The organism is Flagellimonas beolgyonensis (assembly GCF_003992615.1).
GTDB classification, from domain to species: Bacteria; Bacteroidota; Bacteroidia; order Flavobacteriales; family Flavobacteriaceae; genus Flagellimonas; species Flagellimonas beolgyonensis.
The window spans coordinates 504,913-531,114 of record NZ_RZMY01000018.1 but is presented as its reverse complement, the minus strand read 5'-3'; the positions used below and the strand labels follow the sequence as shown (position 1 = coordinate 531,114).

Here is a 26,202-nt window from a genome sequence, read left to right as displayed (position 1 = left end):
AAGAAAAGGAGCCTATCGGCTCCTTTTTTATTGCAATATCACGATAACTCATGGCATCACCCGCCCCATTTCCTGCTGACACAACAACAGATGCCCTTTGGTTGATCCATCCACTGCTCTTTTCATAGCTTTTTCCATTTCCTTGTGAAGCGCCAACAACCGATCAAGAAAAACACTCTTGGAAACATCACTGTACAAATAGGTGTTCTCCCTTGCACTGGGCCGGTCATATCTACGCTCCTCCATTAGGGCTCGCACCAACAATTTCACATAGGCCCTTTGCAGTTTTTGACGCCTTAGACCAATATGTACCACCTTTCCCTCCAGTTCTCCAAAAAGGCCATTTTGAAACTTTTCCATAAGTTGCATGGTCAAACCTACATCCACCGTGGGTTCCATACGTTCCAAACGCTTCATCCTAAAAGGTTCCACCAAATCCGATAATAGTGTCAGTTGTTTTTCCAAAACCACATCGTCGTTGGTTGAAAAGGAAAGTCGGTCCAAGAACTTGGGAGTTGCCAACCAATCCGGCACTTTGAACACATTGGCCATTAGAAACTGTATGGCCTCCATTTGGCGTTCCTTGGGTATGGGCCCATAAACACCGCCTTGCTGAATACCTGATTTGAGCTGCACCCCATAACCGCCCACCAAAGACAGGACATTTGACATTTCATGGTACCAGAGCTCCACCGTTTTCCCATACAATCGTTCCAGAAAAAGATCATCCCGTTGGTCGCCATTCACCTTGGGCAACAAGACCAACACCCGTTCCATGTTCTTTAAACCGAGTACCGCATTTTGGATGGGATCATCATTGTCCACCACTTCATTTCCGGTGCCCGGTCCTATGGTCTTATAATAGCCGGGGTTATACCTGTACCAGGGTACAGTATCCTGCTCCTTTATCCATTGCTCCAATTTGGGACGCTCCCCATCCGGTCCCAGCACGGTATACCCCCATCGAATCTGGTGGTGATCCATAGGGCCCACTTTTTGGATCAACAGGTGCGGTGGAATGGAATCTTCTGGTTGTGCGATATAATTATGACGCGCATAAGTCATGATACTGGGTGTATGTCCCATCCTACGGAGCCATTCGGCTTCCCGCATACGCTCAAAAGGATAGGCAAACTCCCCATAGTTACCATCACGGAGACCAAGGGCATGCCCTGTTTCATGGGCAGTCACAAATTGGATCAGTTCCCCGAGCAGCCCATCTGGAAACGGGTATTGCCAAGTCCGTTTATCCAGAGGGGCACAGCGCACAAAATACTCATCGGACAGGTTTTCATAGGAAGTGGCCAATATGATATCCGCTTTAAGGATCTCCCCTGTACGATGATCGATATAAGTGTCCGCTGTGGAGCCTCTTTTTACCTCCGCCCCCCGGATACCGGCATAGTTTTCCCACCGGATCAGGGAATAATTCATGCTGTTCCGATACACGTCTAAGGTATCCTTGGGCAGGTTCCTGACCTGAATGGCATTGGAAAACCCTGCCGCTTCAAAGGCGGGTGACCATTCCAGGATGCCCGCTTTGATATAGGGTTTCCATTTCTCCGGAACCATGGTATCAAAATAAAAGACAATGGGCCGGACGGGATCGCTGACAATTTTATGGACATTCCTTTTCTCCAAGCGCCAACGGGCAATGCTGCCCAATGGTGCCGTTCCCTGTTTGATGTCTTCCACAAAATAGCCCATCCGCCTATCGAACAATCGGGGCTGCATGGGATCGGGCAACCGAAAAAAGCTGAAGTCTACCAAGACGGTCTTCCTGTTCCCATTCCTGGAAACGGTCCGACGGGTCTGTATGATCGTTTCCCCTTCCAGATAGCCTACTTTCTCAATAAAGCCTTCACCCGGTACAGGGGTCTCCTCCACAAAATCCTTGTACCATGGTATATGGGCACTTAGGAACAGTTCGGTGGCATCAACGATGGTTCCTAGATCATCCGCTGTTTCCGAAACAATTGGAAACCGTGCCAAAACCAGTGCCTCTATCTTGAAATCCTGATTGACCGGTAGGATGGTACCGGCCAAAGAGTTTATCCTTGGTACCTTCAATATCAAATGATCACCTTGTCTTTGCCAGACCACTTGCTGTTGTCCCATGCCATGCCTCACCAAAAGCAGGGGATGACCTAGAATCTCCCGGCCCACTTCCAAGTACAATCGATCCTCCCTGACCTGGGCTCTGATTCCATTGTTGGCCTGCCCGAAAACCGGGCAGACCGCTAATTCAAAAAACAATGAAATCAAAAATGGGAGCATTCCCATGCCATATGTTCCTTTTACTCTTACGCGCATCCCCACAATATCAATAGCCTTCATTCTGCGGCTCTAAATTGGGATTGATCAATAATTCGGATTCGGGCAATGGCAACAACCTATCGGTATTTTGCCAATCTGGTTTCAAGGCACCCAGCACCTCAGTAACCCTTCCTGTCCTTTTCAGGTCAAAAAAACGATGTCCCAATTCGGTGAACAGTTCCACCTGCCGTTCATCCCATATAGCTTCCAGTACCACCCCTTGATCGACACTTGCGATCACTGGAAGTCCTGCCCGTGAACGAATGGCATTCAAGCGGGACAGGGCCTCCGAAAGGGCTCCGGACCGTGCCGCTGCCTCGGCAGCGATCAAATAGACCTCACCCAATCGAACCATTATGGAGCGTTCCAAGGTCTGTTCGGTATTCGTTCCCTGTTTGTATTTGTAGGGGAAATACCAAGTGGAACTGCCATCGGATACGGATCCTACCCAGGAGGACAACCTTTGGTCCCCGATTTCAAAACCAGCGATCAATGTTGTGGACAAGCTGGAATTGGGAGGTGGCGCATTGACTATGAAGGTAAAGCCCTCATAGGTATTGGTCCCGTTCATTGCCACATCCAATTGCCAAAGCGTCTCTGGGCTTTCCGTCAGGAACACCTTGTCCAAATCGGCCTCAAGGGAAGCTCCACTCCCTGAAATGACATAGTTTGCTTCTGACAGTGCCCTGTCCCATTCCCCATGGTACAGGTATGTCCTGGCCAGCAGGGCAGAGACCGTCCAATGATCGACCCGTAGTTTTGAAGGATGGACCATTCCAGTGGGAAGTGATCCCTTGGCTTCCAAAAGGTCTGCGATAAGGTACTGGTACACTTCTTCCACCTTCATTCTTGCCACCTCCCGATTTATGCGATAATCGGTATCCGTGATATAGGGAACGGGGCCAAATAGGTTCATCAGGTAAAAATGGACATAGCCCCTTATAAATTTCGCTTCGCCCATGAACCGTTCCCTGTCCGCCTCCAAAAGTTCCGAGGATGCCCCTACCCCTTCGATGATCCTGTTCGCTTCATAGATGACGGCATATCCGGTGTCCCAAAACGATTTGACGGTATTGTCCGAAGGAAGGACGTTGTTGTCCGCATATACCTGCACGTTGGGCAAGTCTATGGCATTCAGGTCCAGTTCATCCGCATAGTGTCCCATCAGATAGGACACGCCGGAACTTCGTCCATTGGAAAATGCTGTTTCCCGCAATTGGGCATAAATATGGCCAAGGGCCGCTTCGACAGTGGCATTGTCCTTAAAAACGACCTCTCCCGTAATCTGGTCCTGGGGCAGGTCCACATCCACAAAATCCTCACAGGAAAACAGGCCCAGATTCAAAATGAGTATACTCCCGATGAACAATCGGATGTTAATCAGTACTGAAATATTTTTATTCTTCATGGTATGGGATTAAAAGGTTAATTGTGTTCCGATACTCACCATACGCAAGGGCGGTACGGTCTGATTGCTTCTGGTTTCAGGGTCCAGCCCCAGATAATCGGTCCATGTCCATAGATTCTGCCCCCTTAGGAACACCTCACAGCCAAAACCTTTGTTTTTCTTATCGGCAACTTCATAGGACAGGGAAAGGGTCTTTAAACGGATATAGGAGGCGTCGGAAACCGCTGCATCGCTCTGCTGGTAATTGAAATGTCCGATCAGGGGGTCGATGGACTGCCCAATGGAGAACCGTTGTGCCCCGGCCATGTCGCCGACTTCCCGCCACCTGTCCAGTACCTCGATGGGCTGGTTGTTCCTGCTCCCGGGTATACTGGCATCCCTCCAATAGTTCCACCCCAGTTGTTTGCTAAACTGAAACAGCACGTCCAACTGGAACTTGCCCAGGGATATCGTATTGGAAAGTCCTCCATAGTATTTCGGGTTCAGGTCCTTGATCACCTGCCGGTCATCATTGGACGAAATGGTCCCATCCCCGTTGAAATCTTCGAATTGGTGGATTCCTGTTTCAGGATCTACCCCAAGGCTATGATAGAGTTTCAGGATGTTCAGAGGTTGTCCCACCACCAATTGGTTGGCATAGGTGGATCCCACCAGGTCGGGAAAGGACACCAATCTGTTCTTGGGCAGGGTCAGGTTAAAAGAGGTGGTCCAACGAAAGCTCCCTTTCCTGATATTGGTGGATTGCAGCTCCAGTTCCCAACCCTTGTTCTCCACCGTGGCATCAAGGTTACCGTTGATGGAGGAAAATCCGGTGGTGCCGGGCAAGGGGATGCCCAACAATTGGTTGGAGGAACGGTTTTGGTAATAGTTGCCACTGACCAACAAACGGTCCTCCCAAAAACCCAGTTCCATACCGAATTCCAGTTTCTTGTTGCTCTCCCATCCGAAATCAGGATTGAACAAACGGGTCGGCAAGAGCACTGGGGCGTTTTGATACTGTGAACCTCCAAAGGAATAGGTATCCAAATATTGATAATCCCCGATCTGATCGTTTCCCGAGGTACCATAGCTCCCTCTTAACTTCCCATAACTGAGAAAGGAAAGGTTTCCTTTGAAAGGTCTTTCCTCCGAAAAGAGCCACGCCGCACCGATGGCACCAAAATTGGCAAACCGTTTCTCGGGACCAAACCTACTGGAACCATCGCGCCTGCCAGTCAGGTTCAACAGGTACCGTCCTTTTAGGTTCAGGTTCAACCGACCAAATACTGCATGGTACCGGTACCGCTGATCGACATCCGCCAAAATCGCAACATCCGCGCCTGCGGACAAACTCTCCAACAAACTGTTGGAACTGAAACCTGTGGCCCGCTGTGAGACCCTGTCACTGTACTGTTCCTGAAAGGACATCCCGCCCAACACATCCAACTTCAACGCCCCAAAGGCATGTTCCCATTGCAATTGGGGTTCCACGATCCAAGAGGTCCTCCCCCCTGTGTTGTGAACGGCATAGGAATATTCACTGCCTACGCCAAAAGCAGGATTATAAATGGTGGATGGTACCGTACGCAGTTCGGTCAGGTGGTTTTCCGTATAGCCCAAATTGGCCTTGAACCGCAGCCCTTCCGTCATTCGATAGGAAAACACTGCATTGCCGATCAAGGTGGTGGCATCCGAGGTGTAGTCACTTTCCAAATTACGAAGGGGGTTGTTCCAAGTGGAATTCTCCCAGTTCAATTCCCCGTTCCCGTCATAAAGGTCGGGGGCATTCGGGGGCAACAGCAAAGCCTCCAATACCAAGGAACTTCCATTGGGCAAGTCATTGCGCTCCGATATAAAATTGGTCGACAGCTGCATTGAAAACCGCCCATCCGATGACCGATGGCTCAGATTGGCAAGCCCTGACACCTTGGTATTCCCATAATCACCGGGAAAAACGGCTGTTTGGTCAAAGAAGCTTCCATTGACCAAGAATTGGGTGCGTTCCGACCCTCCGGATATGGAACCTTGGACATTGGTCATGTAGGAAGTCCTACCGAACAAGGTCTTTTGCCAGTCCGTATACCTTTCCACATCCCAGGTTCCATTGATGTCATAGGCATTGGCCGGAATGGGATCGATACCGTCATTGCCATAGGCCTCCCTGCGCATCGCCACGAAATCTGAAGTACCCAAAAGGTCCATGTATCGTGCCACGGATCCCATGCCTGTCACGATATTGAACCGTGCCCGAGTATCCCCTGCACGTCCTTTTTTGGTGGTGATCAGCACCACCCCATTGGCACCCCGGGAGCCATAGATTGCGGTCGCATCGGCATCCTTCAAGATTTCTATACTTTCGATATCGTTCGGATTGATAGCGTTCAGGGGACTCACCCCAAGACCGGGAATGGGTAGGGAAGCCTGTTGCTCTCCCAGACTGGAGGAGGAATACGGCACCCCGTCGACCACATACAACGGATCGTTACCCGTGGCCCTTATACTGTTCCGGCCCCTTATCCGGATATTGAAATTTGTCCCGGGCAGCCCCGAGGTCTGAACAACCTCGGCACCGGACACCCGTCCCTGCAAGGCGGCCAAGGGGTTGGAAACCGGCTGCTTTTCAATAGCAACGGCCCCTACCTTGACGATACTACCGGTACGCTCCTTTTCCGAAACGGTATAGTACCCTGCATTGAGGACCACTTCCCCCAATACGGTGACATCCTCTTCCATCACCACATTGACCACATCCCTACCATCGACACCCATGGAAAGCGACCTAAAACCCACCATGGAAAAGACCAATACATCATCAGGGGAAGCAACAATAGCAAAGGAGCCATCGAAGTCTGAAATGGTACCCCGGCCACTGGACTCCACCACAATGTTCACCCCGGCCAAGGGCACTCCCTTGTCATCCAACACCTTTCCGGTTACTTCTTCCTGAAAGATGGAATACCCTCCCGCCCTGACCTCAGGGGGAAAAAAGGGACACAACAACAAATAAAATAGCAGGAACAGACCTATCCTGCGCACGTAAAAAGATAATTTCTTCATAATTTTGAGATAGTTTGATTAAATAGTTAGTTAATTGAATCTCACCTCCGGACACCAACTACCCAGTCTGGAGGTTTTTTGATCACACTGCCCACAAGTCACCGCAAAGCCGTAACTTTCTGGAAGGCATCAAGGTTCGGACAAAGGCCATCCTGTCCAAGGTTTTTGATACCTTGGAAATTGGATTCCCAAAAAGAGAAAGACTATGATTTCGCTATAGGGTCGGATGCCCAAAAAGTGTATGTGTCAGCTATGGAACAAAAGGAAAACAACAAACCGAAAAAATGCAGCGTATATCCCATAGCTATAGTCAAAAGGTAATTAAATGGGATTCTTGGGCTTTTTCTTAAAAAGGATATCGAACACCGAATGTGACGTCCCAAAAACAGGACAACAACACGGTATGAATCCCACATAAAAAAACTGCCAAATGTTTCCCATAACCCTTTGGTTGGGCGAAACCTCGAAACAATAAAGAAATCAAACGCTGAGAAGAAAGTTGAAAAAAAATCTAATCACCCAAAAAAAGGCGTGGAACTCAACTTATCAATCTGAGGTACTGGTATACCGTGCAACGATAAGCAAGCCCACGCCCGGGTCGTGAGCAATCTGCTTATTGTCTCGTTGCAAAAATTACCAGTTTTCAGATTGAGACTCCAAGCGAAAGCTTCAAATATGTTCTAAAACGAAGAATCGCAAATGTAAAAAACGGTCTCCAATTATTAAGAGATCGACCCAAATATAATACAATTAATCGGTACGGTCAAGCGTACCGATTAATAATTTGTCTTGAAGTTAATTGCAGATGTGAAAAGCCTCCAAGAAGAAAATATCAAAATCAAAATAGCAATTAGCCTGCGAATCCTTTTGAAAAAGAGCAAATGGAATACTCAAATCAGGGGAAAAGATGACTCTATAGGTGACAGCCACAATACAATTGCTTTAAATGCATATATCAGAAAGGCCACTGTTACAAAAATTTTCAATGCCAATTCAAATCCGAAGTCAACAACTTTGATCCTTATTATTGAAGCAATGGGATTTAAATGGAGTGATTTTTCAAAGATTTATGATTCACTAGAAAAGAGTGACATAGAAGATTTCAAAAAAGCAAAATCATCTGAAAGAGAAAATACAGTGCAAAATTCCTTATCACGGTAAAACTCTTATTTCTTTAAACAATTCTTTCAATCTTTTTTAGAGAATTCTTACATTTATTCCCTACTCCCCCCAAAGATTTATTGGACCACATGTTTGCTATGCAAAACTAGAATTGTTAAATGTTCCTCACAGTCATCCAAAGCATTAGAATATACGAAACAGTTTTCCATATAACGTTTTACTTGAACTATAAAAACCAACCGTACAAACAGAGCATTTGGTTAATTCCATCACGAAAGCTGATACTCAAAAAGCCAAAAGGGTTGTTTAAATCAAGCTCTTAATTAGCTTAAATGAAGAAATTGAAATATGCATATATCAAACCTTAGGCTATGGAATTTTAGAAAATTCGGAAGCACTTCAATGATTGATTTAGAAAAGCCAGATTTAGATTTGAATTTCACTACAGGAATAAATGTATTGATTGGAGAAAATGACTCTGGAAAGAGCGCAATCATCGATTCAATAAAACTTACCTTGAAAACTCACAGTTACGAATGGTTTAGGTTAGATTGGGATGATTTTTATGAAGGTTCAGATAGATTACGAATTGAATTAAAGTTTGATAGTCTTTCAGATGAAGAAGCTAAAAATTTTACAGAATGGCTGGGGTGGATTGGCGAGGGAGATGAGGCAAAACCATTTTTAAGGTTGATTTATGATGCTACAAGAAATATAGATGACCAATATATCTATCCAACGGAAATTAGAGCAGGAGTTGATGAGTCTGGATATCAGCTAACAGCTGAGGCAAGGGAGTATTTAAAAACAACTTATCTCAAACCCTTACGAGATGCTAAATCAGAATTAATTCCTCGCAAAAACTCTAGGTTATCTCAAATTCTTCAAGGGCATGAGGCATTCAAAGGAAAAGACCAAGACCACTTATTGGTAGGTTTGTTTCAAGACTTCAATAATCATGTTGCTAAATACTTTGAGGGTACCGACAAGGATGACGTAGCACTTACAGGCGAAAACGTTAAAGGTAAAGAACTGAAGGATGAAATAGATAAGTTTATTCAAGCCTTTTATTCAAAGGATAAAGAATCCAGTTTTGGCGTCCTTGGTAATAATCTCAAAAATATCTTAGAAAAGCTTGAGTTATCTATTAAAGACGAACTAAACCCAGGATTAGGAACTCTAAACAGATTGTTTATGGCTTCCGAGTTGCTTCATCTTCAAAAGAAAAATTGGAGTGGTTTAAGGTTGGGACTAATTGAAGAACTCGAAGCGCATCTTCACCCTCAAGCCCAAATGCAAATCATTGAAGCACTACAAAACGAAGAAAATATTCAATTAATCTTAACTACTCATAGCCCTAATCTAGCTTCAAAACTAAAGCTAGAAAACTTAATTATCTGTAATGACAATAATGCTTTTCCAATGGGGGCAGTATACACAAAATTAGATTCTGATAATTATAAGTTTCTTGAAAAGTTTCTTGATACAACGAAAGCGAACCTGTTTTTCGCTAAAGGAGTTATTCTGGTGGAAGGTTGGGCCGAAGAAATATTAATTCCCAGCATAGCAAAGGCTATAGGGATAAATCTCACTGAAAAGGGCATCTCAATAGTAAATATTGGAAATACAGGATTCGACCATTACTCCAAGATATATCTCAGGAAAGAAGAGCCTCACATGAAAATTCCGGTTGCGGTAATCACAGATTCGGACATTAGAGAATATGAAAAAGATGGAGATGATTTTGTAAAAAGAGATGAAAATACAGTCCAGATAGAAACACAAGGAGCTATTGATACGAACAATACAAAATCTGAACAATCGATAAAATATTATACCGCACAAAACTGGACTCTAGAGTATTCTTTGTTTAAATCTACCAGCCTAACATCCACTTTACAAAGCGTGTGTAGGTCAATTCATTCTGGAACAGATTGGGACACCAATTTTGAAAAGATGCTTGCCATAAAATTGATTGATAAGAACAGGAAATTAAGCAAAACGGAAGTTGCCTATAGAATAGCAACTGCAATAGATGAAGACTTAAAAAAGGCTCCAGAAGAGCGATCCATCATCATTGATTCCGATAATGATGACAGCATCAAATATCTAATTCAAGCCATAAGATATGCCGCAGGAAATTAATATAACAGATGCGGATATTGAATATGCAGAAAAAGTCCTTTTAACTGAAGGAAAAGCGTTTGACGAAGAAAGGAGGTTGTTTATTCGCAACCTAAGTATCCTTGACTTACAAGCTGTACCTGGCAGTGGTAAAACAACCGCTCTTCTGGCAAAGCTGCTAATTTTGGAAAGATATATGCCATTAAAAAATGGTCGTGGCGTATTGGTTATTTCTCATACTAATGCAGCTGTTGATGAGATTAATGAGCGAATTGGTAAGCATTGCCCTAAACTTTTCTCATACCCAAATTTTGTAGGGACTATTCAGAGTTTCGTTGACACATTTCTAGCGATTCCATTCTACACAAATCAATTTAAACAAAAACCGTTTCGCATCGATAATGAAATCTATGACGAACAAGTTGAGCGGTTCTATTTAAACACAAGAAATAAAGGCCTCAAGAATTACCTTGATAGGCAAATCGATGGATTAGCATTTCTGAAGTCCATTCGAATAACAACCGAGGGTAAATTGATTTCATACTTAAATGGTACTCCTGAAACATTCAAACTTAAAAACCCAGAAACAGCCACATATAAATCTCTACTTCAATTCAAACTAAACCTTTTAAAAAAAGGATACTTGCATTTTGATGATGCATATTCTCTGGCTGATTTTCAACTAAAGTCAATAAGTAATTACCCATCCATTCTACAAAAAAGATTTTTATACGTATTTGTAGATGAAATGCAAGACATGGATATTCACCAACATAATTTAATTGAAGCTGTTTTTCATCCAGACGAATCCACGCAATCAGTAATTCAAAGATTAGGTGATAAAAACCAAGCTATTTACAATGGAGGATCTGTACATCTTGAAAATATCTGGTCTATCCGAAATAATGTGATGTACATCAATGGAAGCCACAGGCTAAATAACAGAATTGCTTCTTTGGTCCAAAACCTTGCTCTAACCCCAAATCCTGTAGAGGGAAGAAATATTAATCCAGATGGTTCTGATATAGACATTAAACCAACAATCTTTGTGTACAAGGATCACACAATAGAAATGGTTATTCCAGCATTTGCGGATAAAATAAAAGAATTACAAGCCTCTGGTTCAATCCCCATAAATCCAACCCATAAGTTCATGGCAGTTGCTTGGAGAAAAGAACATGATGATCACGATAAAATAGCATTATCTGATTATTGGCGTTATTTCGCAAAATCCAGTTCTGGTAAACAAATAGATTTCAAAGTCCTCGAAGATTACGTTCTGTACGTTGATAAAAAGAAAAAAACTTTGGAATCTGTTCGTAAGAACATTCTAAATGCACTTTTGAAGATTCTTCGCTTAGAAAATGTTTCAGATGTAAATGATAGAGTTTATACGAAAAGAAAATTAATGGATTTATTTAAAGCGCTTGAAAACAATGAGTATGAGATTTTAAAATTAAACCTTTATAAATGGTCTATTGAAATCGTTAGAGGCAAAAATCAAGAAACGTTGAATTCAATTAGGGATTATATTCCATCCTTTCTGCATGTTTTTCAAAGAACAATAACTGCTTCAACAGACTTTATAAATGGAGATTCTGAAATCAACCCTGGTTATATTGAAGAGGAGTTACATTTAAACACATTCGATTCTGAAGGAATAAACATAGAAATTGGCACGGTACACTCTGCAAAAGGACAAACTCACACAGCGACTTTATATCTTGAGACTTACTATCAAAAAGATGGTAGTGGAGCTAGTGCCAAATCCTATGAATCCCAAAGATTGGCGGGACAATTAATGGGAAATCAGATATCATCAACTGTTGGGACAAGAGTAAAGCAATCCGCAAGAATGGCCTATGTTGGATTTTCTAGACCAACACATTTATTATCTATTGCGATTCATAAGGATCGATTTGATTTTGTTCTATCTGATATAAATGGTGATGATTGGGAAATAATTGAAATTGAAACACAGAATTAACATACACATTGACAAGAAGCACAAAACCAACAGCACTAGTCAAACTTGGCAAAGAGTACATTATAATAAAACACGCAAACACAACAACATCTACACACAATGCCCTTCGGGACACTGTGCATAGCCAAATCGTTAGCTGTAAGATAAAAAGATGAATAGATAAACAATGAGTAATGAAACTCCAATGATAAACATTCTGACTTATCAGCTTCCTTATAAGTTGACTAACCAGATATATAATGAATACCAAAGTCGACTAAAAGAAGTAAGCTATTTAATCGAAAATTACAAGACTTACAAATCTTTAATTCAGCATATCAATACTGTTGAGCTATTTCTTTCACTTTCAATTTTCCACAAAAGAGTGATTATGAACCTTGATGGAGCTGTAAAGTTTTATGGAACCGTAACCTCAAAAGGAGAAACTGATACAATACAGATTGGCGGATATAAAATGACAGAGGATGAAAAGAATAAGATTCTTGCAGTTGTAATCAACTATAATCAATTACTTGAGAAGTTTTCAATACCTCCAACGGTTATGGAGTATTTTGAAACCCGAGAGTTCTTGAAAAAATTGATTGTTTATAAATCTGAAATTGAAAATGTCAACAACAAGCAAAAACCAAAAGGAAAAAAAGAAAGCAAAGACAACGAAGAAGATGACTTCGACCTCCCCTTTTAAAAGCCATGCACAATTTGAAAAGGAGATTAGAGATTTTGCAAACAAGTATAAGGCTATTGTTGTTAATCAAGCCAAAAGGACAAGTGACTATTTCGAAATGACTTGCTACAACTATATCATAAGATTTTACGAAAACAACGGATATGATGTGTCAATTGAAAATCTTCAATCAGGTAAATACAGGTATAAATGTTCTCCTTCAGGAATACAGTCGAACTTTTCTCACTTTTTAATAAGTAAGAGAGTGAATAACAGAAGAAGAAGTTTTGAAATACAACATAACGTTGCCATTCAAAGCTCTCAAGATGACGAAATATTCACTACTCCGGATATAGCAATTATTAAGAAGGGGAAAGTGAAATACACCAAAGAATATTATGATACTAAAACAACATTTTCTTATGTTGAGAACAAGTACCTAATTTCATTCTGTGAAGTAAAGCAGTTTAATCCCTATCCTGAGTTATTGTTCAATTTCATTGGAGTAGTAAATGAGCTGAAAAAAGATTATATGACTGATGATGGTAAAGAAGAATCACCAGTTCATATTGCCCCAAGTTTAATGATTTCAGGAAAGCCTAATAAGCAAACTAAAAGAATTAGGGAATCACTTGAAGATAGGTACTGCATTAATATATTCTTTGATTTATTTTATAATGCTACTTACATATTCTCAAAAGGAAACATTAATCAAATACGAAACACAGGAAAAAAACCAAGCAGTTAACAAGGAGGGTGACAGTTGAACATGGTGTAACCGTGCATGCCGTTACAATTTCACTTTAGAGATGAATTGGTTCGCTGATTGGTGTAAACGGGGAACAATGTCTTTTTAGATTACCCTAGAGTGTTATTTTTACTTGTCGATTATGGCCTTTGGGATACTATCTTTTCTCAAATTTCAACCTTGGCAGAACTATCTTATACTCCTTTTCATCGTCCTTGTTGTACCAATAAACAATATATTCTGAACTGGAACTGGTTATATCATAGCCCTTTTTGATCATTGGGTTGTATTGTTCTGTGACAAACTTCTTTGAGAACAGCAATAGATTGCCTTGATTTTCCTTGGCCAGTCCAGGGGCTTCGCTTTCTCCAAAGATCTTGATGTCCTTTTTAAGTGTGTCTCCTGTTTTGATTGTCCTTAAAATTGATAAGGGTGCTTGATATTTAAAGGAATTTAAACTTACGTCCTTGTGCCCCAAAATCATCTCATACCCCAATGGTTCACTTAACTCCCCTGTAAACCTAGTTCTGCTCAGGCTTTTTGATTCAATCTTGTCATAGAAGTCAATATTGGTGTGGATATGCAAGGTCTTCTTGGCCCTTGTACTGGCCACATATAACAATCTTCTAGATTCATCAGTGGTACAATCATAATCTACCACCAACATCATTACATGATCATATTCCTTACCCTTGGCCTTGTGCATGGTTGATACTACAATACTTTCTGAATCAGGATTAATGGCATCTTCCATATTGACCTCCCTACAGAATTCCCTCCATTCCACTAAAAGCTTTTTGTCAGGATTTGCATGATCAAATTTCTTGATCAAGGCCATACAGGTTTCATAGTGTGGACTTTGCTTGAATCCACTTCCAAACCAATCCAATGCCAGGTCCCATAACGTCTCGAATATTATTCCTGATTCCCCAACCTCGCTACTCAATTTTTGATCAAAGCACCTGATCTCAAACAAATCGGAAACACGAAACCCATCAAACCCTGCCATTAACTTTACCTTGTACCCTAGTGTCTTTAGCATAGAGCTCACTTGCAATGCTTCAATATTTGTTCTGGTCAAAACGGCCTTACTTCCGGGCAACTGCTTTCCAGCTATGTATTCAACGAAAGGTTTCTCCAAATATTTACCATTGTATGTAACAATATCAACACTTCCTCCACCCCTGCTTCGACTGGCAATCAGCTGTTGGCTTTTTAACCTGTTTCTAAGATGGGTCAGCACCTGATTGTTGAACTCCACGATCTCGGGACAACTGCGGTAGTTTTTGGGAAGTGTATATAAAGTCGCAGCGTATTTATTTCTGAACCTGCCCATGAATGCATTTGAAGACCCCCTGAAACTGTAGATGTTCTGGTCGTCGTCCCCAACGGCGATCACTCGCGGTCTTTCTGCCTTTTCGATGATCAATTCTATCAATTCCCACTCTTCTTGATTGATATCTTGGAACTCATCGAACATTAAGATGCTCTTGTTCTCCAGGGATGAAATATCAATTTCCCCGTCTCTTATCGCTTTAATGCAATCCTGAATTACATTTTGGGACTTGTCAAGGTCGCCCAATTGGCCCAACAATTGAAAACAGAAGCCATGGAAGGTGGTGATCTTGATAAGCCCGGCATATTCGGGCACTAGGTTTCTGACCCGTTGTTTAAATTCCAATGAAGCTGCCTTTGAAAAGGTAAGCATCATGAATTGTTCCGGCTTTATGTCCTCGATCAGCAACAAACTGGCTATTTTATGGACCAAGACTTTGGTCTTGCCACTTCCCGGACCGGCATAGACCAATATATGGTCCGATTTATTGTCCTCGATGACGTTGGTCTGGTCGGTGTCCAGGTCTTCGATGATCTCCATAAAGCGTTTGGGCGTTATTGCCCTCTGTATTTCCTTTTTCTTTCTTGGAAAATATCGGGCCAAGAACTCCTCGTAGTCCAATGTGAAATAATCATTGACATATGCCAAGGCCGATTCATAATTCTGGACACATTTCTTGGCATATTCCCCAACAATATGAATCTGCTCCGTTCGATGTAGATAGAATTCTTTGATTTTGCTGTAGTTATCCGCAGTAAACACTCTTTTGCCCGTATCCACGTCCGATATGTTCAGTTTGTTGTAAAAAACCATGAATCCTCCTTCCAAGGATATGGCTTTTATATCGTTTAAGAACAACAGGCATGTTTCGTATTTTTTGGTGTTCTCCTCTATCAGGTTCCCCATAAAGTGGTTGGATTCCTTTAACTCCAGTAAGGAGAAGGAGACTGGCACTTCTTCCTTGCCTCCTATATGTTCTTTGTTGTTGACGGCAAGGTTTTCAAGAAAACCGAATGTCGACAACGATAGATCGTGGCGCCATTTTATATCTTCAATGAGATCTTCCCGTTTGATAAACGCTATTTCATAAATGTCCTTTTCTTTGTCCTTCCTACTCTTCTTGACAAATCGCCTTTTGTCCCAATACGTCAGCAAGGCTCTTATGAACGCTACATTTGACCCAACGACCCCGCTATCCAACAGCCTTTGGTTCAATTCCCGTAACGGGATTTGCAGTTTATTCGCCTTAATAATGTCAAGTATGCCCTTTTCTACTTTTAAATGGTCCTCCAAAATTCTTTTTGAACCATTTTTGGATTGGACCAAACTCAAAAAAGCGGTCAAATCCTTGGCATCACCCAATATTGCGTGGTCCCTTAGCATTCGAATGACATCCTGTATCCTTTTCGCGCTCAACTGTGTGGTATCAGCAAGATAATCCACCCTGGTCTCGCCATCGGTGATCAATCGTTTTAAAACGATGCCACAGTCTTTCTTGTCTTGATCTGTTATTTTTTTGCTGTTTCTAAGGATCTCCTGCCCACTGTCAAAACTTTTGACCAGTAAGCTATCGGCAAATACCCGAGGTGAATTTAAGGACCTTACCAAGAACCCTTGGTCTTCCAAAGCTGAAATAGCTGTCTTTACTTTCGTTTCCAAGTCCAACATCTCTGCGTCCCAACCGGATTTCTTGGCAATCTCCAAAGCCGACTGACTGATTTTGTCCCTGAACTTCGCTTGGCCTTTGATCGCTCTCCAAATATCCTTTATCTCCTTATGGTTTAATTTGGTCTGCTGTAACAAACTGAAATGTTTGTTCAAATCCTCCTCACTGTACAATATGTAGCACTTGGCATTGATTTTTTCATCCCTTCCGGCCCTGCCCGCTTCTTGGACATAATTTTCGAGTGAGTCTGAAATATTATAATGGATGACAGTCTTCACATTATCCTTGTCGACTCCCATCCCAAAAGCTGAAGTGGCCACAATGATTTCATGCTCCTCCCCCATGAAGGCATCCATGTTTGTCTTTTTGGTATCCTTGTCCAGTTTTCCATGGAAAAAAGTGGAACTAAAACCAGCTTCATTTAGCAAAGCACAAACGCTTTCTACCTGTTTAGTTCTGGAGGCATAGACAATTGCCGGCTTTTCACAATCTTCAAGTACCCGTAGCAAATAACCCATTTTGCGCTCGGGTTCTTCCACGTTGATCACTTCATAGGACAGATTGGACCTCCCTTTATTCGTAATGAACTCGTCCAACTCCAAGCCCAATCGGTCTTGGAAATAAAATTTGATGTCCTTGATTACCTGAAGCTTTGCAGTGGCCGTGAAACATGACACCGGTATCTGCGATACATTTTTTTCAGATTCTATTTTTTTTATAAAATCCGCTATGAACAGATAATCGACCCTAAAATCCTGCCCCCAACTTGAAAAACAATGGGCCTCATCAATGACTATCCGGCCTATGGACCGCGTCAATATCAACCTAAAAATTGATGGAGATCTTAAGGATTCTGGGGATAAATACAGTAAATCTGCTCTTCCATCAGATACCATTTCAAATGCCTCCTGACGTTCAAGTGGCGACAACAAACCATTGATTGCAACCGCCTTGGTTATCCCAAAACGGTCTCGTAAGTTGTCGACCTGATCTTTCATAAGGGATATCAAAGGTGAGATGACAATGGTCAAATGCCTTGTGGAAGCACCTCGCATCAATGCCGGCAATTGGAAGGTCAGTGACTTTCCTCCGCCTGTGGGAAACACGGCCACAAAAGATTTTCTTTGCAAACCTGCCTTTACGGCCTCTTCCTGTAAACTAATTATTCTGTGTTCTTCAAACTTTCTAAAATCCCTATAATTAAAGAAATCAAAGAGGGCCTTTTTGGGATTTAACTTATTCGAACAATAGGAGCACCCGGGATCATCACAAGAGTTAAATCGGATGTCATTCAATATTTTTTCTGTTTCCGGATATTCATGCCTGACCCAAGGTGGCAAAACCGCATCGTTATCCCCTAACTTTAGTAAGGTAAACACATAAGCTAGACCAACAGGAAACTGCCTTGAAATACAATCCAAATCAACACCATAGCATATCCCCTCTCCAATTAACCGGCCAATGTGTGTTTTAACTAGTTTGGATTCATCAAAACCAGCCATATCAAAAAAAGCATTAAAGCTGGGATCGTTCTTTAGCAAGCTATAGTATACACTTCGCTCCTCTATATTTAATTCATTGAACCTGTTCAACTCTTTGATCAAGTAGTCTTCCGTCAATTTACAATCCGAGAGTGGGTTGTTGACTTCCGATGCATTGACAATATGGTACCCTTTGGTAAGCTTATGGTTTGGCCGCTTTACAAATAAAATGGGTGACCATAATAAGGTATCAATAAGTTTCTTCCCTAAGAAAATCTCGTCTCCTAGCTTACTTTTTAGCTTTGGAACATCATGTTTGATAATGTTATGACCACAAATGTATTTGGCCTCCTTTATCCATTGCTCCAGTCTATTGCTATTTCGTTCATGCAATTCCTGTCCCTTAAAAGTAGCTCCATAATCTTTTATTGTGTCGGTTTTAGGATTGATCTCAATGTCTAAAAACAGGATGTTTTGCATACTATAATTTGGTTTCACCTAGTCCGCCCCATCGTACTTGAACCATTAAACATGATTATTTTTTCAGTACGCCTTCAAGCGGATATGAACTGGCCCCGTTCAAAGCTAAGTCATGGTTTCATCTTTTGAATTTGGTGCATTTTCTTTTTTTTTGAGCATCATTTTTTCTTTTTCAATTTACGGTTTTCCAAAATCTTTTTATAATTCCCAAACTATACTGGAAACACAAACCATAATTCATTTCCCTCTTAGGGAAAATCTGAGCTATAGTCCCTGTCCCATCCCGTTGCTTTTCCTCCTTCGCCGCGTGAGGGATTGCATTGGAAAGCTCGTCCTTGACCCAAATAGGGTGGCCTTGCAACGAAAAGCCCCGGTCCCATTGAGGCACGCCCAAAGAAACTATCCATCGAACGAAAGACAAATTGGATAATCCTACCTAACATCCGTTATTTTAAACCACGTAGGGTGGAGAATCAATCTTATAAAATAAATTAAATTTGATTTTGTTAGGATTCCTTACTATATTTGATCGGCAATAGTGCCATAAACTTTAATATTAAAAAAATGAACAAGTCTATTTTTTATCATGCAGGATGTCCCGTTTGTGTCAGCGCAGAACACGACCTAATTGAACTCATTGGGGAGGGCAAAATCGAAGTAGTGCATATCGGGGAAAAAAGGGATAGGATCCAGGAAGCGGAAAACGCCGGTGTAAAATCAGTTCCCGCCTTGGTCACTCCCAATGGCAACGTCCTACATATCAATTTTGGGGCATCCATGGATGATGTCAAGTCGTGACCTTTATAGTTAGGATTCCTTTCTTTTAAATTTTAATTCAATTATGTCTTATGAAACCACTATGTATCTTTTTGACAACTCTCCTAGGCCTCTCGACCTCAATATCGATAGCCCAGGGAAGTGGATATGACAACGATGATTTTCACATCAACAAGGTCAATGTAACCCATAAGGCCGACCTGGGCATCATCGTCTGGGAAATCTCGGTAAAGGGTACCGCAGGCAAAATAACACCGGTAAAAGCAGGTCAATTGGACGGGGCACCGGTATTGGGGTATGTATTCCCCACCACACTACATTCCTCAGACGTAGGGTTCAACCCCACTGATGGGATCGTTACCCTTGCACTAACATCCCATCCAGATTTTGATGACACCCCTTTATGGGACGAGAACAACGATCGGCTCTATGACAATGATGGTGTGGTATGGCATCCCCATTGGGTCATTCTTGTCGAGGATGATCGCGTGGGTGGTGGCCTATCGGTCAAACAATTCAAGAAAGCGGATGAAACCGTAGTCCTGCCGCCCACCAATCCGGGCATGCCCATGTACATGGACTCCCCAGGCTATCCCGTTACCGCCAAAAACAGGACCATCAAGGTAGTGGTACCGGCCTATCGGATGAACAACAGAACAGATTTCAAATACGATGGGGTCACTGCCTTCTTAAAAGTGAACACAAGTAATGGGGATTTGCCCATGTTGGGGGTCTATGAGGTCTTTGGTGTGGCAAGTGGGAACCTGTCCCTTCCCTTCACCGTAAAAAAATAAGGTGATGCAGCTGGAAGTCTGGGATACCTATATTGAAAGAGGGGACGGAAAGACCATGCACTTTGACATTCTAGTGCCCAGTGGTGTAACGGATGAATCGATTGTATTGGATTATGGAAGGGATTATCTAAGGACCAAATCCTTTGCAACACATCATTTGGCCACGCAGCACTGTCGTTTCTGTCACATTGAAACGGCCACGGAAGAAATGGCCCTATCCATTGAAAGGAAGGGCTATGCCATCATAGAAATGGAAAACTGCACCTAATTTGATTAGGATTGCTAACTTTGCCTGTCGGATGTTCTCCGGCAGGTTTTTTTATGAACGAAAGCACCTTCAATCCAGAACAACAGCAGAAGGATATTTCAAGTAAGATCGTTGCAGGTCTGGAACGTATTTCAGAAGTATTCAAGGTCTTGCTATGGGAAAAGGCGAAATTGGTCGGTCTGAGCCCGATCCAGATCCAAATCCTGATATTCATCGCTTTCCACAAACAGGAGCTTTGCAATGTCAGCCATCTGGCCAAGGAATTCAACGTGACCAAACCAACCATCAGCGATGCGGTACGGATGCTGGACAAAAAAAGCCTGATTACCAAAACCTTTTCATCCTCGGACAGCCGAAGTTATTCCTTGTCCCTTTCTGAAAAGGGGACAGAAATCGTTGCCCAGACCTATGATTTTTCAGAACCGTTAAAAAAACAGGTGGATGATTTTTCCACGAAGGATTTGATCCAACTATTTGATGTATTGGGCCAGTTGATCTACAAGTTGAACAGGCATGGTATTTTAAGTGTCCAAAGGACTTGTTATGGTTGTAAATTTTATACGAAACGGGCCGGGACCGACTACTGCAACCTATTGGAAAAGGACCTGGTCGGTGAGGATATTCGTCTGGACTGCCCCGAATTTGAAGAAAGGATTTCGCATAGCTGACCAATACGGGACACCCTGTACCGATAATTTTATAGGCTCGACAAGAAAGGAACATTAATGGAGCTACAACCACGGAAAACAACGCTGGAATGAACCCTTATCCACCTAGGGTAAAATGATGGGGTTCAAAGGGACACTTCCCGGTATCCTTTGGAAGTATCCAAATCATGTTCGTGTTACTTGTTGGCTTCATCTTATCATAAATCAAGAACACCCACATCGATTCCAAGTCCACTTATCCAATCGTGTTCATTTAAAAATCGAACGGACCTCCCGGTGCACTTTTACATAATGCTGCTCCAAATCCCCCTCGGTAATCTTCAATGGCTTGGGCAACCCCCTTTGAATATCCGGCTTTGGAAAACGAACCTTTCGGTCCTTCCCGTCCGCAAACACTACAAACTCCCCCTGTCGCAACCGAAAGAACACTTCCGCCCTTCGTTTGGAGACCTCCTTCTCCCCTTCCGTGATCCTATGTTCCAAATTCAATCCGGAACTCTTGCTCACACTCCGAGTGGGAATCTTTACCAACTCAAAAAAGCGTTCATAGTATTTGGCCGTATCCGGGTCATTGACCTTTCCAAAGAACTGATAGGACAGATTGGAAAGTATCGCCTTACTGGCCTTCTCCCCATACATCATATCGTTCTGGACCTTGTCCTGAAGCACATAGACACTGACAATATCATAGCTACGCAGGGTGGCCGGTATCCTGTGCATGTTCAACAATCGCAAGGTGGATGCTTCCTCCAACAACATGAAGGAAGGTTTTCGGTGTCGCTGAGCCATTTGTTTGGAAATTGTGTGGATGATGGTCGCGATCACCGGGGAGAGGGAGGCATCCCTTTGGGGGTTGTTCACCAAGGTGATGACCGATGGGTGCTGTTCGTTATTGATATCCAACGGAATTTCATCTGCCGATAGGACCATAAACAGTTTCCGGGTACTGATCTTCTTAATGGCATTGGCCAAGGTACTGAGCACCCCTGCGGTCTGCCTTTCGGACCCCACTCCACTGATAAAGGCATCCGCCATGGCCCTTGAGGTCATGTTTCCCCTTAAAAACTTGATCAGGCTTTTGGTGGCCAACTGCTGGAACAGGGCCATCAAATGGGGCAGGGTGCAAATATCCGGGTAATCGGTCTTCAACCGCCATATAAGTCCACTGATCAGGCCTTCGGCGGCATCCTTGAAGAAACGGGAGGTACTGTTCTCATCGGAATCCCGGTGTTCCATCAGGTTCTCCAGCAGCACCCGGGACACCTCGTGTACACTTTCCTCATCGGGAAGGTACCGGGGGGCTATGGGATTGACCCTATGGTAGATGGGACCAAAGGAAACAATTCGAAAGGGAACCTTTTCATCCGTCCATAGGGGCCAAGCCATTTCCGTAATCTCAAAATCCTTGTAATCATGGATGACCCCGGAATACCCTTGCTCTTGGAAGTGCCTTAAAAAACCATAGATCACACTTTCTGTCTTTCCACTGCCCGCCGAGGCCATAACGGATACTCCCCTTCGAATATTTCCAAGTACCAGGTTCCTGCCCCGGACCTTAAATCGAACCTCAAAAACCTTGGATGGTTTCATGGCATCCTTATGATAGTCCACTAAACCATAGACAATGACATGAACAAACAACAAGGGTAACCAAAGGTTCAGTACCCCTCTCAAAAAGGAATCCCAATCCCAAACAAAGCCCAAGATCAAGGTCAACACTACAATAAAAGATGCCATACATACAAACCCATACTTTACAAATCGAATGAGGAGATAGGAAATCCAGATTCCCAACAACAATCCCAAAACAACGAGCTTCCAATCCATTCCCTTAACCAACACTTTATATTCCGATTGATCCCGATTCCAAGGCCTTTCCAATTCCTTTTTTCAATTGCATCAAGGCCTTATAGGCCAGTTCAGCCTTGTTGGTGGGTATACTGGGCACGTTCACCCCTGCTTTGAACAACAGTTTTCTAGCAGCCTGCCGTTCATTCGAGGGAAGTCCCAAGAGAGCCGAAAAGAAGCGTTTGGGATCCTTGTCCAATAAGTTGCGGGCATGGTAGGTCTCCACAAAGTTCCTGCGGTAGCCAAACTGTTTATCGAATGTCACCTCAGCAGCACGATAGAACTTATCCCGATCAAAACCTTGTTTCACTTTCTCTCCATTGAGGGTTGTCTCGGAAGTCCGGTACTTGGAACCAGGGGACAGGCTATGGGAATTGGTCACATCCTTACGGCTGACAATAATATGGATATGGCTCTGATGACCTTCCTTGGCCATACCGGGAACGATACGTTTGCCCTGTTGTTTGTGCGGGGCTTCCCTTTCCAAAACTTGGATCTTTTCTTCAAGCTTACCAATATCCCCATGCTCCTCTCCCCTTTTGATGGCCCTTACCTGATGTTGGAGTTGCAAAATCTTACTGGCAAACACCTGGTTTTCTTTAATCTCCCTGTCCTTTTCGGAATAGGTACGCTCCCGCTCCAACTTCGCAAAATACAGCACATCCCTTACCGTCACTTCCCTATCCCGATAGAATGAAGCTGCATACGCCTTCATGAGTTCCCGGGTGTATTGTTTCAGTTTCTCGGGGTCATTCCCAATAGAGTTCAACTCCCTTTGCGAGGGACTTACCACAATGGAATAGAACTTGGGATCCTTTTTGCCCAACTTGGATGTATTGGCGTCGATCTCGGAGATGACCCGCTCGGCATCAATATTGTTTTCCGTTTGGTTAAAAAACAGTTCTTGACCTTCCCGATCCTTCCCCTCGTTCTCTTTCCCGAGGTAATTGACAAAATCCCGGGCACTGCCCCGATGGTTGTCACCCAATTGTTGGCGTGTGATGGCGATGTACATGCTTATAGGTTTTTGATTTTTGTACGATATTTTTCAACGGCACCGGGATGGAGATCCAAACGGAGATGGTCTTTCCCCAACCGGTTCTTAATAGGTTGCACATGGTCGAGGACATATACAAAATCCTGCTTCAGTTCTTCCATCTGTTCTTTTAATCGATCGTATCGAATCTTGGGAACCGTAATCTCTGTATCCAACAATTCAGGTTCGACAGGCTTTTTGATTTCAGCTAACTGTTCCTCAAAAAAATCGAAATCCCCTTCCCACCCATCTCCGTCCTCGGATTCCAATTCCTGTTCAAAGAGTGCCTGGATCATGCTGACCGTGGGTAGGGTCTGTTCCTTCTCGATACTTCGCATAATGGCGACCATGGCATTGAAGCGTCTTTTGATCAGATATTTAAGGCTGGCCACTGTCTCGTGCATCCGCTCATCCGGGGAGATGCCATTTTGTTCAAAGAACTCCACCATGGACAGTAAGGTCATGGATTGGGACCTTCCTTGGGTCCTACAGAACCTTCGATATTTTTTGGCGATCGTAATCTTGATGCTCAGACAGGTAAACCGTTCATTTTCGTATCCTTTGTCCATTTTTCCATTAAAAATTCAAGAGTTTTACTGGGCCCGGTGTTTTTTTCCATTAAAAATTACCAAGCCATTATTTTCAATATTGCCGTAAAACCCCATAAACAGAGGCCTTGCGGAGCAACTATGATCGGTAGCGTTGCGTGAGCACGCTATCCTCTTGCTCTTCCTTTCCGTCCCGCAGGGACAAAAATGAATTGCACAACAGGGTCCAAAACCCAGTTGCGTATTCTCTAAAAGTCAAATTGGACGGTCTAGTCTTGTGGAAAGTCAAACAGTTTGCCGAGGCAGATCAAAATGGTCACAGCACCAATCTATGGGTACAATATCCTTCTTTAAATATAAACACTTTGGAGGTAAATTGAAAACACAAAACCTTGATGATTGTGTGCAATTGTGATGGAATTAAATGTATTTTCCTTTACAGGCTATCCAAAACGTCAAATGTAACAGGAATGACTAAAAAAAAGACCCTTTTACAAGGGTCTTCCTGATTTAAAATTTCCTAAAATGATTCAAGATTTGTTCTGTTCCTTGATATATTCAAATCGAAATATCCAAAGGTTGATGACCAACAGAAAGATCTTCTCTGCATTGGTTTCCTTTTCGGTTGGAGATCCTCGGTGTTTTCTAGCTGGAATCTCCAATGATTTTCTGATACGTGTTTCCATTGTTCTTGATTTTTTGGGCTTCTTCATTATTCATTTAAAATTCCATCCAAAGCTTGCAGCTTATAAAATCCCGTTATCGGCAAAACTGTAATATCGGCCATCGGGTGCCAGGATGATATGGTCCAATATCTTGACGTCGAAAAGCTGTGCAGCCTGTTTGATCTTCCGGGTCAATTGCTTATCGGGTTCGCTTGCCTTGAGTTGTCCAGAGGGGTGGTTATTGGCGAGGATGATTCCCACGGAAAGGGTCTTTAAGGTAATGGCAAAAAGGATGCGCATATCCACCAAGGTTCCCGTGATGCCACCATGGGACAAGGGATAGATACCCTTGACCTTATTGGACTGGTTCAGCAGCACAATCTTGAAAGTCTCATGAAGTCCAATGGTCTTATTGTCCCAATTCTTGAACAACAGTTTTGCCACTTCATTGGAGTTGGTTATGGATAGGGATTTCAAGGTACTGAGCTTTTCCCGATAACTGATCTGTATTTCATTAACTTGATGTTCCATGATCATTGTTTTGATGATGAAAAACAATAGGGTGTCCTTATATGGATTTGGACACCCTAGGGTTTTACCCTTCGTTGGCTCCTCCCAACAAAAGGATTTCACTCAACACCACTTCGGTCACATAGCGTTTGTTCCCTTCCTTGTCCTCATAGGAACGGGAGGTCAATTTCCCTTCAATGGCAATCTCCTTGCCCTTGGTCACAAAACCCTCGATAATGTCGGCAAGCTTGCCCCAACCGATCAGGGTATGCCATTCGGTATTGGTCACCCGTTCCCCTTGGTTGTTCTTGTAGTGCTCATTGGTGGCCAAGGTAAACCGTGCCACACGTTTTCCACTGTCCAAATCCGTGATTACAGGGTCTTGCCCCACGTTCCCGATCAACTGTACTTTGTTTCTTAATGTACTCATGATAAAAGCTTTAAAAGGTTAATAAAATCTCCCTTTTTTTTGGTCATTGTTTCCCAAATTTTAAGGGGCGTTTGTTTGCTTCTTACGTGCGCAGCACAATAAAAGAAGGGGGTTCTGTCAAGGCTTTTGGAAGAAAATCGGGAGGGTCCGTGACGTAGAAAACCCAAGGGTTTTCAAGGAAATGGAAACCCTATTTTCGGGCAAAACCTGTCTTGGCCTTGACAGGTTCGATAAGGGCCTTAGGAATTCCATCTGACCCAGTTGCAAGTGAGCGTACGGAAAGTTAAGCG

19 protein-coding genes are annotated in these 26,202 nt (G+C 43.0%); 9 read left to right on the top strand and 10 right to left on the bottom strand.

The features are described 5' to 3' along the window. Window positions 1-48: 48 nt before the first annotated feature. The 3 genes from EO131_RS16905 to EO131_RS16895 are packed head-to-tail and all read right to left on the bottom strand — an operon-like array spanning window position 49 to window position 6,760. Complete coding sequence (locus EO131_RS16905; RefSeq protein ID WP_127025071.1) at window positions 49-2,337, bottom strand: zinc-dependent metalloprotease; 2,289 nt, start codon at window positions 2,335-2,337, stop codon at window positions 49-51. After that, the gene (locus EO131_RS16900; RefSeq protein WP_127025068.1) at window positions 2,324-3,724 is read right to left on the bottom strand and encodes a RagB/SusD family nutrient uptake outer membrane protein; all 1,401 of its coding nucleotides are present in this window, start codon (window positions 3,722-3,724) and stop codon (window positions 2,324-2,326) included. Before EO131_RS16900 ends, EO131_RS16905 begins: the two co-directional genes overlap by 14 nt. A 9-nt stretch (window positions 3,725-3,733) precedes the next feature. Continuing rightward, window positions 3,734-6,760 carry a SusC/RagA family TonB-linked outer membrane protein gene (locus EO131_RS16895; protein WP_127025065.1) on the bottom strand — a complete coding sequence of 1,009 codons (3,027 nt, stop codon included), beginning with the start codon at window positions 6,758-6,760 and terminating at the stop codon, window positions 3,734-3,736. 789 nt (window positions 6,761-7,549) lie between these two features. Between EO131_RS16895 and EO131_RS16890 the strand changes: the two genes are divergently transcribed. From EO131_RS16890 to EO131_RS16870, 5 genes are all read left to right on the top strand, one after another. Beyond that, a complete protein-coding gene (locus EO131_RS16890; protein ID WP_127025063.1) occupies window positions 7,550-7,921 on the top strand; it encodes a hypothetical protein in 372 nt (123 codons plus the stop codon). A 309-nt stretch (window positions 7,922-8,230) separates the two neighbouring features. Further along, complete coding sequence (locus EO131_RS16885; RefSeq protein WP_127025060.1) at window positions 8,231-10,027, top strand: ATP-dependent nuclease; 1,797 nt, start codon at window positions 8,231-8,233, stop codon at window positions 10,025-10,027. Then, the gene (locus EO131_RS16880) at window positions 10,011-11,993 is read left to right on the top strand and encodes a UvrD-helicase domain-containing protein (protein ID WP_127025057.1); all 1,983 of its coding nucleotides are present in this window, start codon (window positions 10,011-10,013) and stop codon (window positions 11,991-11,993) included. Before EO131_RS16885 ends, EO131_RS16880 begins: the two co-directional genes overlap by 17 nt. A 166-nt stretch (window positions 11,994-12,159) precedes the next feature. After that, a complete protein-coding gene (locus tag EO131_RS16875) occupies window positions 12,160-12,678 on the top strand; it encodes a hypothetical protein (RefSeq protein ID WP_127025054.1) in 519 nt (172 codons plus the stop codon). Beyond that, a complete protein-coding gene (locus EO131_RS16870) occupies window positions 12,599-13,405 on the top strand; it encodes a hypothetical protein (RefSeq protein ID WP_164731721.1) in 807 nt (268 codons plus the stop codon). Before EO131_RS16875 ends, EO131_RS16870 begins: the two co-directional genes overlap by 80 nt. 157 nt (window positions 13,406-13,562) lie before the next feature. Here EO131_RS16870 and EO131_RS16865 read toward each other — a convergent pair whose 3' ends face one another. Continuing rightward, entirely contained in the window at window positions 13,563-18,368 is a 4,806-nt protein-coding gene (locus EO131_RS16865) for a RecQ family ATP-dependent DNA helicase (protein WP_127025049.1), read from the bottom strand. A gap of 564 nt (window positions 18,369-18,932) precedes the next feature. Here EO131_RS16865 and EO131_RS16860 point away from each other — a divergent pair. From EO131_RS16860 to EO131_RS16845, 4 genes are read left to right on the top strand one after another with little or no spacing between them, the layout of a single operon-like run. Beyond that, on the top strand, window positions 18,933-19,166 hold the full coding sequence (locus tag EO131_RS16860; RefSeq protein ID WP_127025046.1) for a thioredoxin family protein: 234 nt from the start codon (window positions 18,933-18,935) through the stop codon (window positions 19,164-19,166). Window positions 19,167-19,216: 50 nt separating this feature from the next. After that, window positions 19,217-19,939: a hypothetical protein gene (locus EO131_RS16855; protein WP_127025043.1), complete on the top strand. Its 723-nt coding sequence runs from the start codon at window positions 19,217-19,219 to the stop codon at window positions 19,937-19,939. A 4-nt stretch (window positions 19,940-19,943) separates the two neighbouring features. Then, window positions 19,944-20,207: a DUF2024 family protein gene (locus tag EO131_RS16850; protein ID WP_127025040.1), complete on the top strand. Its 264-nt coding sequence runs from the start codon at window positions 19,944-19,946 to the stop codon at window positions 20,205-20,207. A gap of 53 nt (window positions 20,208-20,260) precedes the next feature. After that, window positions 20,261-20,875, top strand: a complete 615-nt coding sequence (locus EO131_RS16845) for a MarR family transcriptional regulator (protein ID WP_127025037.1) — start codon at window positions 20,261-20,263, stop codon at window positions 20,873-20,875. Between the two features lie 249 nt (window positions 20,876-21,124). On the opposite strand, the gene EO131_RS16840 is transcribed toward EO131_RS16845, so the two are convergent. The 6 genes from EO131_RS16840 to EO131_RS16820 all read right to left on the bottom strand — a co-directional run bounded on the left by EO131_RS16840 (window position 21,125) and on the right by EO131_RS16820 (window position 25,912). Further along, window positions 21,125-22,702 (bottom strand): type IV secretory system conjugative DNA transfer family protein, encoded by a 1,578-nt coding sequence (locus EO131_RS16840; RefSeq protein WP_127025034.1) that lies wholly within the window; start codon window positions 22,700-22,702, stop codon window positions 21,125-21,127. Between the two features lie 16 nt (window positions 22,703-22,718). Beyond that, on the bottom strand, window positions 22,719-23,738 hold the full coding sequence (gene mobB / locus EO131_RS16835) for a MobB family relaxase (protein WP_127025031.1): 1,020 nt from the start codon (window positions 23,736-23,738) through the stop codon (window positions 22,719-22,721). Between the two features lie 2 nt (window positions 23,739-23,740). Continuing rightward, on the bottom strand, window positions 23,741-24,328 hold the full coding sequence (locus tag EO131_RS16830; RefSeq protein ID WP_127025028.1) for a BfmA/BtgA family mobilization protein: 588 nt from the start codon (window positions 24,326-24,328) through the stop codon (window positions 23,741-23,743). Between the two features lie 509 nt (window positions 24,329-24,837). Beyond that, entirely contained in the window at window positions 24,838-24,993 is a 156-nt protein-coding gene (locus EO131_RS17230; RefSeq protein ID WP_164731720.1) for a hypothetical protein, read from the bottom strand. 60 nt (window positions 24,994-25,053) lie between these two features. Then, window positions 25,054-25,503, bottom strand: coding sequence for a JAB domain-containing protein (locus tag EO131_RS16825; protein WP_127025025.1), 450 nt, complete (start codon window positions 25,501-25,503; stop codon window positions 25,054-25,056). Window positions 25,504-25,567: 64 nt separating this feature from the next. After that, window positions 25,568-25,912: a single-stranded DNA-binding protein gene (locus tag EO131_RS16820; protein ID WP_127025022.1), complete on the bottom strand. Its 345-nt coding sequence runs from the start codon at window positions 25,910-25,912 to the stop codon at window positions 25,568-25,570. Window positions 25,913-26,202 lie beyond the last annotated feature (290 nt).